This window comes from Aeromonas sp. 603404 (assembly GCF_049171775.1).
Taxonomy (GTDB): domain Bacteria; phylum Pseudomonadota; class Gammaproteobacteria; order Enterobacterales; family Aeromonadaceae; genus Aeromonas; species Aeromonas veronii_A.
This window is the reverse complement of record NZ_JAAKPE010000009.1, coordinates 17,559-30,937: the sequence shown is the minus strand read 5'-3', so window position 1 is coordinate 30,937 and position 13,379 is coordinate 17,559. Positions and strand designations below refer to the sequence as shown.

The window sequence follows — 13,379 nt, the reverse complement described above, 5'->3', positions numbered from 1 at the left end:
GCACACAGAAACAAAAAGCGCGCCAAATGGCGCGCTTTTTTATATCGGGAAGAGGGCGGAATTAACGGCCCAGCTTGGCCTTGAGCATGGCGATGATGTCGCTGATGGCCACTTCCTGCTTCTCGCCGGTGCGGCGGCACTTGTACTCCACCACGCCGTTGTCCAGACCGCGATCGCCGATGACGATGGCGTGCGGGATGCCCAGCAGCTCCATGTCGGCGAACATCACGCCCGGGCGCTCTTTACGGTCGTCGAACAGCACGTCCACACCAGCGGCTTTCAGCTCGGCGTAGAACTGTTGTGCCTGCTCGGCCACGCGCTCGGACTTGTGCATGTTCATCGGCACGATGGCCACTTCGAACGGGGCGATGGCGTCCGGCCAGATGATGCCGTACTGGTCGTTGTTCTGCTCGATGGCGGCAGCCACCAGACGGGAAACCCCGATACCGTAGCAACCCATCTCCATGGTGACGGACTTGCCAGCTTCGTTCAGCACGCTCGCCTTCATCGCTTCGGAGTACTTGGTACCCAGCTGGAAGATGTGGCCCACTTCGATACCGCGCTTGAGCAGCAGCTTGCCCTGGCCGCACGGGCTCGGGTCGCCTTCCACCACGTTGCGCAGGTCGGCAACTTCGTAAGAAGCGATGTCGCGATCCCAGTTGGCACCGGTCAGGTGGAAGCCGGTTTCGTTGGCGCCGCAGACGAAGTCCGCCAGATGGGCGGCGCTGCGATCGACGATGATGCGACCGGCAAAGCCGACCGGGCCGATGGAACCTGCATCGCAACCGGCGGCAGCTTTAATCTGCTCGTCGTTGGCGAAGGTCAGCGGGTTGGCTACGCCAGCCAGTTTCTCGGCCTTGATCTCGTTCAGCTCGTGGTCGCCACGCAGTACCAGCGCGATGACGGCCTGCTTGCCGTGCTCATCTTCCTCTGCCAGTACCAGCAGGGTCTTGGCGATGGCGGTCGGAGCCACGTTCAGGAAGGCAGCCACTTCGTCGATGGTGTGGACGTTCGGGGTGGCAACCTTGGTCAGGGCTGCGGTGGCGGCAGCGCGCTCACCAGCCGGTGCCAGTGCTTCGGCCATCTCGATGTTGGCGGCGTAATCGGAGCTATCGGAGAAGGCGATCAAGTCTTCACCGCTCTCTGCCAGCACCTGGAATTCGTGGGAACCGGTACCCCCGATGGAGCCGGTATCCGCCTGCACTGGACGGAAGTTCAGACCCATGCGGGTGAACGCCTTGCAGTAGGCGGCGTGCATCTTCTCGTAGGTATCGACCAGAGATTCCTTGTCGATGTGGAAGGAGTAGGCATCCTTCATCAGGAATTCGCGGCCGCGCATCACGCCGAAACGGGGGCGCACTTCGTCGCGGAACTTGGTCTGGATCTGGTAGAGGTTGAGCGGCAGCTGCTTGTAGCTGTTCACTTCGTAACGTACCAGCGCAGTGATCACCTCTTCGTGGGTCGGGCCCAGCACGAAGGGACGGTTGTGACGGTCGGTCAGACGGCACAGCTCGGGACCGTAATCATCCCAGCGGCCAGACTCCTGCCACAGCTCGGCAGGCTGCACCACCGGCATGGAGACTTCGACGGCACCAGCATTGTTCATCTCTTCGCGAACAATGTTCTCGATTTTCTTCAGTACCCGCAGACCGGTTGGCAACCAGGCATACATGCCGGAGGCCAGTTTACGGATCATCCCGGCGCGCAGCATCAGCTGGTGGCTGACAACTTCAGCGTCGGAGGGGGTTTCCTTGAGAGTGGAAAGCAGATATTGGCTGGTACGCATCGCGGTAGACCTTAGCTAGAACGGGCGCGGGGCCCAGGATAATTTCAAGGGCGGAATTTTAACAGGCTGGGCGTTGCGGCCCAAGGGCTAAATTTGCCGCAACCCGAAAGGTGGCCACGCCCGGCAGATGGCCAGGGGCAATGACCATTGCAACAAGCAGGCTTTTTATGCCTGCAATTTGGCCGGATCTCCGCTAAACTCTGCCACCTTTTCTCGATGGGCATGGCTCTGCCGCGTTCATCACCCCCCATTTTTAGTACTTTTGGAGCCGCTCATGCCGTTAGTGGGACATCAACACCAGATCGAGATCCTGGAACTGACCGACAAAGGAGATGGCAAAGGACGCCTGTTCGATCGCCCCCTGTTTGTCGAAGGTCTGCTGCCCGGTGAGCAGGCGCTGGTGGAGCTGACCGAGGTCAAGCCGAACTATCTGCACGGCAAGGTTGCCGAGCTGCTCCAACCTTCAGCAGATCGGGTTGCCGATTTCTGCCCCAACACCGAGTGCGGTGGCTGTCAGGTACGCCCGCTGGCCTATCCGGCTCAGCTCAAGCTCAAGCAGGCACTGGTGCAGAGCGCACTGGAGCAGGCCGGGCTGGGTGACACCCCGGTCAAGGATATCCTTGGCATGGAAAGCCCGTTCGCCTATCGCAACAAGGCGCAATATGCGGTGCGTGGCTGTGACGCCGGTGCCGAGATCGGTTTTTATCGCAAGCACTCTCACGATCTCATCACCGCCGATGATTGTGCGGTGCAGGATCCGCTGCATGTCGAGCTCAACGCCCGGGTGCGCAACTGGATGCGCGCGCATGACATCGCCGCCTATGACGAAGTAAACCACAGCGGCTGCGTGCGCAACCTGATGACCCGCAAGGGCTTCAAGAGCGGTGAGCTGATGGTGGTGCTGGTCACTTTGGGCGAGGAGTTACCGTTCGAAGCCGAGCTGCTGGCAGCCCTGAGCGATCTGCCGGTCACTACCCTGGTGCAGAACATCAACGATGAGCGCACCAACCGCATTCTGGGCGCCACCAACCGGGTGCTGCTCGGCGAAGGGGTGATCCGCGACAAGATCCACGAACTCGAGTTCGAGATCTCGCCGCTCTCCTTTTTCCAGAACAACCCGACCCAGACCGATGTGCTCTACTCCAGCGCCCTCGAGTATGCCGAGCTGACCGGCAACGAGACGGTGTTCGACATCTATTGCGGTATCGGCACCATCTCCCTGTTCCTGGCTGGCAAGGCCGCCAAGGTGGTGGGGATCGAGTCGGTGGAGAGCGCTATCAGCGATGCCCGTCGCAACGCCGCCCTCAACGGCATCGAGCACACCGAATTCCACGTCGGCAAGGCGGAGCAGCTGATGCCCGAACTGCACGCCCAGGGTGTGACCGCTGATGTGGTGGTGATGGACCCGCCCCGCAAAGGCTGTGACAAGGCGGTGCTGCAGACCCTGGTCGCCATGGCGCCCCGCCGTCTGGTCTATGTCTCCTGCAACCCGCAGACTTTGGCCCGCGACCTTGCCTGGCTGGTCAAGCAGGGCTTCGTGCTGGACGAAGTGCAGCCGGTCGATATGTTCCCGCACTCCATGCATGTGGAAGCAGTGGCTCGTCTGAGCTTGCCCGCCCAGGCATAAGTCGCCCCGAATCTTGCCCATAAAAAACGACGCCAGCTGGCGTCGTTTTTTTCTATCTGATACTCGCAGGTTGATGTGCTCAACCTTGCTTGCGCACCTCGGCGGCGATCTGGTCGAGCAGCTGTTGCCAGCCCTGACCCAGCTCGTTCACCAGTGCGTTGTAGCCATCGGCCGGCAGCACCCGCTCCTGACGGAAGGGAGCATCGCGCAGCACGGTGCCATCTTCCGCCAGCAGGCGCCAGCGGCCGCTCAGCACGGCGCTGCCGTCATGACGGCCCTGAAAGCGCTCCACCAGAATGGTCAGCACCGGCCCCTTGCGGGCGCCATCCTGCCGTACCACCCAGCCCGGCAGGCGGGTGGAGAGGCCATTGAGGGTGAGCTGGTTGAGCTGATCGTCCAGCGCACCGGCCCAGCGATGGTACTCGGTGAAGTGGAGCTCTTGCCCTTCCAGCTGATAGACCAGACTGATCCGGTCGAGCTGGCTGGCCAGCGCCACCGGGCGCAGCACCAGCTGGTGCTGCGGTTGGGCCGGGGCCGTCACGGGTTGCTGGTTGTCGGCATCGAGCGAGTAGTAGTGCAGGCTTGGCTGGCTGCTGCAGCCCGCCAGCAGGCCCAACAGGGCCAGCGTCAGGATCTCTTTTTTCATTGTTTGCCTCGCTTGGGCTCAGGGTCCGATGGATGCGCGCGATCGAAGATCAGCGAGCTGGGCTGCTCGTTGAGGGAGTGCACCAGCGGCTGCAGTTCGCGCATCAACTGATTGAGGGTCTGCACCGACTGACGCAGGTCCTGATTGGTCTGCGACTGGGCATCATAGGCCTGCAAGGTCTCCTGCAACTGCTTGAGGCTCTCGTTGAGCGAGGCCGGCAGCTGCTGGGTGGAATCCTTGGCAGTGAGCTTGTTCAGGTTGGCGCTGACTGCACTGATGTTCTTCAGGGTGCCATCCAGGGTGGTGAGTGACCCGTTAACCTTGGTCAGGGTGGTCGCCATGTCCATGTCGACAAACTTGTCTAGGATGAGGTTCACCTTGCGCTCGATCTGATCCAGCCCGCCCTGCACGGTGGGGAAGACCTGATAACCGGCCAGCTTGGCCTGCTCGAAACGTGGCGCGTCCGGATAGAAGTTGAGATCGATGATCTTGCCGCCGGTCAGCAGGCTCGAGGTCTTGAGGCTGGCACGCAACCCCTCCTTGAACTGCTTGCCGAACAGGGCGCGCCATTGATCTTTCTCCGCCTTGGCATAGCGGTGGGAGAGGCGCTGCACCTCGATGCGAGCCAGCACCGGGATCTGGCGGCTCTTGAAGATTTGCACGCCCTTGTCCTCGATGAGGTAGGGGGCGGAGATGACGGTACCGACCCGAATGCCGCGATACTGCACCGCCGCGCCCGGGTGCAGGCCACCCACGTTGTCATCGAACAGGAAGACGTAGTCGATGAACTGATCCAGACTACCGGCCAGCACGCTCGCCTCATCCTGGAACAGGGTGAACCCTTCCATCTGTTTGACCGGTTCGCCAGGCGCCCAGCCGGGTGGCAGACCCATGGTGATGCCGCCATCGATCAGGCTCTCCAGCGAATCCATCTTCACCTTCATCCCCTCGCTGCTCATGGAGACCTCGAAGCCCGGGGTCATCCAGAAGCGGGAGTTGCTGCTCACCAGAATGTCATAAGGAGCGTGGATGAAGATTTGATACTGCATCTCGCTCTTTTCCGGCAGGAACTTCGCCTCTTCCACCTGACCTATGGTGAAGCCCTGATAGTTGATGGGGGAGCCTTCTCCCAGCGCGCGAGTGTCGCGACTGCTGAGGGTGAGACGCAGCCCCTTGGCATCGAGGGAGGCGAGCGGCGGTTTGTCGAGCATGGCGTACTCGTCCCGCGCCCGACCTTTCTTGCCGGGGGCGAGCTCGATATAGGCGCCGGAGAGCAGGGTGCTCAGACCCGATACCCCTTCACGGCCCACTCTGGGCTTGACCACCCAGAACTGGCTGTCACCGCGCAACATGCCGGAGGCGGCATTGGTCAGCCGTCCTTTCAGCACGGCATGGCTGTAGTCATCGCTCAGCTCGACGGCCTCGATGCGGCCGACGTCCACTTCGCGGGAGCGGATCACCGTCTTGCCAGCGACTATGCCCTCGGCAGTGGCGACTGTCAGGGTGAAACTGGGGCCCTGGGAGTACCAGTGCTGGAACAGCATCCAGAGACCGATGAACAGTGCCAGCAGGGGCACCATCCAGATTGCGGCGGCAGAGCTCAGAAAGTCAGAGCCCGGTTTCCACCTTTTTTTACGCTCACTCACGTTCGCGTTCTCCTTGTTGTAAATCCCAGATCAGGCGGGAGTCGAAACTCATGGCGGCGACCATGGTGATCAGCACCACACCTGCAAATGCGACGGCCGCAGGGCCGGGATAGATGGTCATCAGATTGTCGAGCCGGATCAGGCCCGCCAGAATGGCCACCACGAAGACGTCGATCATCGACCAGCGTCCGACAAATTCGGTCATGCGATAGAGTTTGAGCTTGCCGAGGGGGGAGGTGACATTGCCGCGCTGCACCATATAGCAAAGCCAGAATAGCGCCAGTATTTTCACCAGCGGCACCACCACGCTGGCGAAAAAGATCACCGCCGCTATGGGGTAGGAGCCCATGGCCCAGAGCAGCACCACACCGCCGAGGATGGTGGAGGGGCTGTCATCACCGAGAAACACCGTATCCATGATGGGATAGACGTTGGCCGGAATGTAGAGAATGGCGGAGGTAAACAGCAGCGCCCAGGTGCGGTTCAGGCCGCCTGGCTTGCGCGCATGCAGCTTGCCGCCGCAGCGGGAGCAGCTGTGGCTGCCCACCTCGCTCAGAGCGCCACAGATATGGCAGCCCACCAGACCTGATTCCAGCGCGCCCGCTTCCGGGTCGATCTCCCGTGCCTCGGTCGGGCCGAACAGCCGCTGCCACAGCCACATCTGATCCAGTGAGGAGATCATCTTGATAAGCAGTACGGTGTAGCCGACGAAAGCCCAGAATGACAGCCCCATCTTGATGTCGGCCATTCCCATCAGCTTGACCAGCGAGATGAGCACCCCCACCAGAAAGACATCCACCATCAGCCAGGGTTTGATCCGGCAGAGCAGACGGCCGAGGGAGCGCAGGGCATTGCTGTGCAGATCTTTATCGATCCGCCACAGCACCAGCATGATGGAGCCCATATAGACCAGCGGCAGGCCGATCAGGGTCAGGCTCAGTACCGCGCCGAGAAACAGATAGCCCTCATCCACCAGGGTGGTGATGCTCTGCAAAAAGGTCATCTCCTGGCCCACCCCTTTGGCCGAGAAGGACATAAAGGTAAAGGCATTGGCGAGCACGAACATGATGAGTGCCGCGAACCCGTAGGAGATCGGCCGCAACTCCTGCTGTGGCAGGTGGCGACTCAGGGTGTGTCCGCAACGGGGGCAGCAGCTGGCCTGTCCCACCTCGAGCGGTGTGGCCGGTATCAGCAGGTCACACTCTTCGCAGGCAGTGGCATCATGGACATAGGTGGTGTGGTGTTGGTGTGAAACCGGATGCAAGATAAAACCCCAGATAAGGCCCATGGTGGAGCCAGAGCTGGCGATTATCGCAGTTGTGCTGGTCAGCGACCAGCCCCCGGAGGCCGCTATTGCTGGCGGGAGTGAGAATGACTTTGACAAGCCAGTGCCCATTTAGCACAATCAAACGCCACTTTTTTTCCGCGGGACAATAATTTATGACAACTGAATCCCCAAGCTACTCCACGATTGAGCAAGCCTTCTCCCTCGGGAACGGGCAAGATTCTGCCCTCAACTGGTTGCGCAAGAACCGCAGTCAGGTCGCTATCTTTCTGGTGAGCGGCATCAAGCTCGAAGGCACCATCAGCGGGTTTGACCAGTACAGCGTGCTGCTGACCGATGCACACGGCAACCAGCAGCTGGTCTACAAGGCCAAGATCTCCACCATCGCCATGCACACCGGCCGTCCGCAGGTGAACATCCAGCGTGCTCGCAAGCCGCGTGTCTCCATGGCGCCGCGCCCCCATGGTGCGCCGGGTCGTTATGACGACAATCAGGGCGGCGGCAACAACGAGTAATCGTCTGCCCCGCACTCCCCGTTGACGCGCCCTGCGTCAGCGGCTGACGGAACCTGCTCTCATTTTCATTCATGTCCCGTATGAGAGCCGGTTCCGGTTATCGCCCCTTGCAGGGCGATATTTTTTTACGCACTACGCGGTTATGCCGACCGGTTGACCCTCTTTGACCATGCAGGTCTGCATACCCGCCGCCTCTCCGGCCTGTACCCCGATACCGGTATCTTCAAACACCAGACAGCCTGATGGCGCGACCCCCAACTTGCTGGCGACCAGCAGGAAGGTGTCCGGATTGGGCTTGTGCAGCTCCACATCGTCTGCGGTGACTACCACTGAGAAGTAGCGATCCAGCCCGGTGTTGCGCAGCACCGCTTCGGCGTTGACACGAGGCGAGCCGGTGCCGATCCCCATCGGGATGACGCCATGATAGCGCTCGACCAGCGCCTGCATGGCCGGAAACACGGTCGCCTTGTGCAGGTTGGCCACATAGTGGGCGGTCTTGCAGCGGGTGACTTCGAGCGGATCGAGGGGGATCTGCTGCTCCTGTGCGACCAGCAGGGCGATCTTGCGGCTCGGCATGCCACCCAGCTCATAGAACCAGTCGGCATCGAAGTGAAAGCCAAACTCGCGGGCGGTGTGCTCCCAGGCGGCGAGGTGCAGCGGCATGGAGTCGACCAGGGTGCCATCAAGGTCAAAGACCAGGCCTTGGAATCCGGAAAGAGTCATGGTGCGGGGTCTGTCTCTGAAAAAAGGGAGCCCATTCTAGCCAGTGGCTCCCCGCCTCGCCATCACCTAGCAGGTGAGAAACGCTTGCCCCCACATTTGCGCCTGAAAATAGACGGGGGTGAGTCTGGTCGGGTCGAGCTGGTATTTCGGTGCCAGCTGCTCCAGCAGGGCCCAGTTGCCCTGTTCGTAGGTCCTGACCAGCTGGAACAGGTGGAACAACGGCCCTTCGTGCCGCTCGATGGCTCGTTTTACGTTGTTGGGCAGGTGGGCCTTCAGCGACTCCGATAGCAGGGAACCATCGAGTACCAGCCCTACCAGAAAAGCCCAGCTTGCTTCGCGTTTGTCTAGGGCGGTGAGGGCGATAAGTTCACAGAAGCGACCGCGAGCGATGGCCATCCGGGTAGAGGCCTCCGGCATATGCTGGCTTACCCTAGCTAGGCCGTTGATCAGCACAAACTTGCGGATCTCCTGCTCTCCCAGATAGGAGAGGGCGCGGGAAACCGAGGTGATGGGGGCGGCATGATCGAAGCCGGGGGCGTTGACATAGGTGAGTAGCTGGCCCGGGAGCAAGGCATCCTGCTCCAGCAGGCGGGCCACCTGGGCAAAGGAGAACTCCTCGTGGCAGATGAGCTGGAGGATCTGCTGCACAAGTGCCATGTCGGGCTGGGTGGCACGCTGATTGACCAGCTCGGGGCGGGCGAGAAAACCACCGGCAAAGAAGTCGACTCCGGCCTCTCGCAGCGGGAGAAAGTCTTCCCAGGTTTCGATATCGAGGGCCATCCGCTTGTGTTCGGTGGGCTGGCAGATCCCCTCTTCGCCCATCCAGAATACCAGCAGACGGCTGGCACCGAGCCAGCGTGGCTCACGGCTGACCCCGTGTACGGCAAGCCGGCGTCGACTGTCTCGCCACTGTTCCAGCACCGGAAAGGAAGCTGGTAGCCGTTCGCTGGAGGCTTCGACCAGCGGGATCGCATCCTGATCAAACAGCAGGGGGCGCTGTTCATCGAGCTGTTCGTGAGTGAAGGGCACCAGATATTGGCGCCCTTGTGCCAGCAGGCGGCAATGTTGTGCCAGCGAGGGCCACTCGTCCGGTGAGCCGAGCAGATAATCGATGCCGTAGGCCACCAGGGCCAGGCGGCGATTAAAGATGGGATAACGACGCAACAGCATGGGATCACCGATAGGCCAGAGTGCGCGCCCGTCCTTGAGACTTGGCGTGGTAGAGCGCCTGATCGGCCTGTTCGGTCAGACTCTGCCATGCCTCGTTCAGGGAGGGAACCAGATAGCTAAAGCCTATGCTAACCGTAATGAAATCAGCAACCCGCGAGGCGGGATGGGGCAGTTTTAATCGGGTTAGGCCATCATGGATCCTCTCGGCCAGTTGTTCGGCTTCACCGGGTTGGGGGGCGCAGAGCAGGATGACGAACTCTTCTCCGCCATAACGAGCCACCAGATTGGTAGAGCGTCGCTCGGCCTCCCGCAGTACTCGGGCTACCTGCTGCAGGCACTCATCCCCCTTGGTATGACCGAAGTGATCGTTATAGGCCTTGAAGTCGTCGACATCGATCATCAATACCGCCAGCGGATTTTTGGTGCGCCGTGCCCACTCCCATTCCCGTTGCATGGTGATGTCCCACTGGCGCCGATTGGCGATACCAGTCAGAGGATCTTCCAGCGAGAGCAGGGAGAGGCGGTGATTGGCCTCCTCCAGCGCCCGATTGGTTTCGGCCAGTTGTATCGTGCGTTCGGCAACCAGCTCCTCCAGCTGGCGGTTGAGGGTTTCCAACTGCTCCTGGGTGCGCTGGCGGATCAGTAACTGTGACAGGATGGCGGCGTACTGTTTGAAAATCTCGCTCTGATAAGCCTTGAGTGGTCGGTGACAGAGCAGGTTGTCGGCGGCGATCCAGCCGATGGGAGTGGTGCCATCCCACAGCGAGACCATGGCGTTCCAGCCACGACCTACCTGCTGTTTCTCGTAGTAGAGGGGGGTATCTTCCAGCACCAGTACGTAGTCCTTGCGCCTGAGCGCCTCCTGCACCGTGGGGTGCTCCGGAATGGGGCTGACAAAGTCATGTTCGTCTACCAGCTCTCCCTCTTCGCTGGTGCCCCAGGTGCCGCGCATGGTCTTGCCATCGGGTTCGATCAGGAAGATGGCGACCCGATCGAACTGCAGTTCCTTGCGGGCCAGAAGCACGGCGTCCCACAGCAGATCGTTCTCGCTGCGGCTGCGGGAGAGGGTGACGCTGACCATGTGCAACGCCTGCAACATGGTGAGAAAAGAGCCCTGCAGCGCCTGACTCTGCACCAGATCGGTCTGGGTATGGAGCCGCTGATCCCGCTCCTGATTGACCTGGCTGGATAGCAGGTGGTTGCTCAATTCGGCGGTCAGATAGTGGATCTGCAGCTGGATCCCCTGACGCTGGCGTGCAGAGAGGCGGTCGATACGGCGGTGGGTCTCCAGATAGATGACCCCTTCCAGGCTCATATGGCGTTTGAGGGGGAAGCAGGCGCGTAGCCGTTGCTGGGCTGGTTCGATATTCTCACCAGAGTCCGGCGGCTGGTAGATCTGCTCGATCACCAGTTGCCCCTTGCCCATCGCCTTGTCGAGCAGATGGTGGGGCAGGGTCAGTTGACCGAGATGGGCGAGATCAAGCGTAGTCAGCCCCTTATCGAGCTGAAAGCTGTAGAGCTGCGGTTCGGGGGCTTTCAGCCAGAGGTAGAGGCGTTCGGCATCGGTTTTTTCACGGATGGTGGCGAGGCTCACTTCGCATAACTGAGCGAAGTTGGTGAAGTGTTCCGGGTCCCATTCCTGCATACCAATATCCCTTGGATTGTACCCAAGCGAGTATAAACATATTTCTCTTTGATTAATATGTCAGAAAGGAGAGGTGTCGCACATATTGGTTGCATTCCACGTTATGCGTGGAAACATTCACTGCTTTTACTGCCAACTGTAGCGAAAACTGTGCGTAGTGGCACCACTTGTGGCAGCGTGTATGGCAGATGCGGGGAAAAAAAGAGCCCGCGCAATGGCGGGCTCTCGGGCAGATTAGATGACTCTGTGCGGCTTACTCAGCCTTGGGGGCTACGTCCGCAGGTGTGCTCTCGGCGACCGGGGCTTCCGGTGCCGGGCCCGGCACCAGATCCACAGCCGGTTTGGCGATAAGGGAGCGGGTCTCTTCCACCGCTTCGGTCAGCTTGACCTCGATGATCTGGCCGAGCTCGTAGACCACCTCAGTCTTGTCCAGATAGACGCGGCCGTTGTCCCAGTTGCACTCCAGGCGATCCTTGTTGTCGAGGATATGACGGGCAGGCATGAAGACCACGGCGCCATTCTCCTGCAGACGCAGCTTGAGACCGGCACGCATCACGTCGATGATCTCGGCGTTGAATACCTGATCGGTGCCAGCGGCGGCTTTCAGGTAGCGAACATAGAGCCAGTCGCCGATGTCACGCTCCACCATGCGGTGCAGGCGGCGGCAGGCGGTCAGATGCTCGGTGAGCTCGGTGCTCGGGCGCTCACCCGGGGTTTTGCCCGCGATGACCGCTTTGAGCAGACGATGGTTGACCATATCGCCGTATTTTCGAATAGGTGACGTCCAAGTGGCGTAGGCATCCAGCCCCAGACCGTAGTGGGCGCCCGGTTCGGAGGACATCAGCGCATAGCTCTGGAAGCGGCGGATCTTGCCATCCAGCCAGCGGGTGTCGAGGTTGTCGATCCAGCGGCGCAGGGCGCAGAAGCCGGAGAGGCTGGCGATCTCGTCGCGCTCGAACGGGGCTTCGGCACTCTTCAGCAGGTCGATGGCGCCGTCGAGGGACTCTTCGTCAAAGCCGGTGTGAACGTTGAAGATGCCGTAACCGACGCTCTTGCCCAGCACGCGACCGGCGCAGATGTTGGCGGCGATCATCGACTCTTCTACCATGCGGTTGGCGATGCGGCGCGGCTCGACGTGGATAGCCAGCACTTCGCCATTCTCGCCCAGCTCGAAGTCGTAGTCGGGACGATCCGGGAATACCAGCGCATGCTCGGTGCGCCACTTGATGCGCGCTTCGGTCATCGCCTTCATCAGCGGCAGCTGGGCCAGCACACCTGCGTCGATGGCCAGCTCTTTGCCGTGCTCCGCCCAGTCGGAGACGTCGTCATAGTTGAGACGGGCGTGGGAGCAGATGCGGGCGGCGAAGAACTCAGTCTCCTCCAGTAGCAGACCATCTTCGGCGATGAGCAGACGGGCACACAGGGTGTTGCGCTCTGCGCCCTCTTTCAGGGAGCAGAGCTCGTCGGAGAGGGTGCGCGGGATCATCGGCACGTTGCGGCCTGGCATGTAGACGGTGAAGGCGCGCTGAGCGGCCTCTTTGTCCAGCTCGCTCCCTTCGGCCACATAGGCGGTCGGGTCAGCGATGGCAACCAGCAGCTCCCAGCCGTTGTCCAGCTTGGTGATGGCCAGCGCATCGTCCATATCCTTGGTCTTGGCACCGTCGATGGTGAAGAAGGGGACTGCGGTCAGATCGCGACGGGGCAGCTCCTCTTCTTCGATCACCTTCCACTCCGGCAAGTCAGCCGGCTCGACCTGGGCCAGGTTGTGGCGCGCCAGCACCACCCACCAGGGCACATTGTGATCTTCCTGGGCGGCAATCTTCTGGGTGATCTCGGCGGAGAAGTTGCCGTCGACCAGCGCATGGCGCTTGAGGATCGCGACCACCCAGTCCCCTTCCTTGAACTCTTTCTCATCCAGACCCTTCTTGACGCGGGCCTTGATGGCATCCTTGATCAGCGGGTGGTCAGCCACCACGTTGAGACGGTCGCGGAACATCTTGACCCGGGCCACGAAGCGGGTGATGGACTGCTCCAGCAGGGCATCCGGCTCGGCCACTTCCTTCTCTTTTTCGGTGCGGATCAGGGCGCTCACCCGGTCACCGTGCATCACCTTCTTCATGTAAGGAGGCGGCACGAAATAGCTGGTCTTCTCATCCACCTCCAGAAAGCCGAAGCCCCGATCGGAGGCACGGATCACACCCTCTTTCTTCGGGATGTTTTCGCGGATTTGTTGCTTGAGCTGGGCCAGCAGCGGATTGTCTTGGAACATAAATGGGGAACCTGAGTGGAGACCTGATGAAGAAACGCCCAGCACTATACGTTTTTAGCCCTGCAAA

10 protein-coding genes are annotated in these 13,379 nt (G+C 60.9%); 2 read left to right on the top strand and 8 right to left on the bottom strand.

Features of this window, described 5'->3' with window-relative positions; translation table 11 throughout:
* Window positions 1-61 precede the first annotated feature (61 nt).
* Window positions 62-1,786 carry a proline--tRNA ligase gene (locus G5306_RS13005; protein WP_075116001.1) on the bottom strand — a complete coding sequence of 575 codons (1,725 nt, stop codon included), beginning with the start codon at window positions 1,784-1,786 and terminating at the stop codon, window positions 62-64.
* A 274-nt stretch (window positions 1,787-2,060) separates the two neighbouring features.
* On the opposite strand from G5306_RS13005, the gene rlmD reads away from it, so the two are divergent.
* The gene (gene rlmD / locus G5306_RS13000) at window positions 2,061-3,413 is read left to right on the top strand and encodes a 23S rRNA (uracil(1939)-C(5))-methyltransferase RlmD (protein ID WP_421312960.1); all 1,353 of its coding nucleotides are present in this window, start codon (window positions 2,061-2,063) and stop codon (window positions 3,411-3,413) included.
* Window positions 3,414-3,492: 79 nt separating this feature from the next.
* Here rlmD and G5306_RS12995 read toward each other — a convergent pair whose 3' ends face one another.
* From G5306_RS12995 to G5306_RS12985, 3 genes are read right to left on the bottom strand one after another with little or no spacing between them, the layout of a single operon-like run.
* Window positions 3,493-4,059, bottom strand: coding sequence for a PqiC family protein (locus tag G5306_RS12995; RefSeq protein ID WP_042052434.1), 567 nt, complete (start codon window positions 4,057-4,059; stop codon window positions 3,493-3,495).
* Window positions 4,056-5,705 (bottom strand): intermembrane transport protein PqiB, encoded by a 1,650-nt coding sequence (gene pqiB, locus G5306_RS12990; protein WP_005335774.1) that lies wholly within the window; start codon window positions 5,703-5,705, stop codon window positions 4,056-4,058. The genes G5306_RS12995 and pqiB overlap by 4 nt, the downstream gene beginning before the upstream one ends.
* Window positions 5,698-6,969, bottom strand: coding sequence for a paraquat-inducible protein A (locus G5306_RS12985; protein ID WP_106844099.1), 1,272 nt, complete (start codon window positions 6,967-6,969; stop codon window positions 5,698-5,700). The genes pqiB and G5306_RS12985 overlap by 8 nt, the downstream gene beginning before the upstream one ends.
* A gap of 176 nt (window positions 6,970-7,145) precedes the next feature.
* Here G5306_RS12985 and hfq point away from each other — a divergent pair, with 176 nt between their 5' ends.
* Window positions 7,146-7,505, top strand: coding sequence for an RNA chaperone Hfq (hfq, locus tag G5306_RS12980; RefSeq protein ID WP_005335772.1), 360 nt, complete (start codon window positions 7,146-7,148; stop codon window positions 7,503-7,505).
* A 132-nt stretch (window positions 7,506-7,637) separates the two neighbouring features.
* Here the strand turns inward: hfq and G5306_RS12975 are convergent, their stop codons facing one another.
* The 4 genes from G5306_RS12975 to G5306_RS12960 form a co-directional block, all read right to left on the bottom strand.
* Complete coding sequence (locus G5306_RS12975; protein ID WP_201998107.1) at window positions 7,638-8,228, bottom strand: HAD family hydrolase; 591 nt, start codon at window positions 8,226-8,228, stop codon at window positions 7,638-7,640.
* A gap of 66 nt (window positions 8,229-8,294) precedes the next feature.
* Entirely contained in the window at window positions 8,295-9,398 is a 1,104-nt protein-coding gene (locus G5306_RS12970; protein WP_216952069.1) for an EAL and HDOD domain-containing protein, read from the bottom strand.
* 4 nt (window positions 9,399-9,402) lie between these two features.
* Window positions 9,403-11,043, bottom strand: a complete 1,641-nt coding sequence (locus G5306_RS12965) for a GGDEF domain-containing protein (protein WP_421312959.1) — start codon at window positions 11,041-11,043, stop codon at window positions 9,403-9,405.
* A 253-nt stretch (window positions 11,044-11,296) separates the two neighbouring features.
* Entirely contained in the window at window positions 11,297-13,312 is a 2,016-nt protein-coding gene (locus tag G5306_RS12960) for an exoribonuclease II (protein ID WP_421312958.1), read from the bottom strand.
* Between the last annotated feature and the right edge of the window lie 67 nt (window positions 13,313-13,379).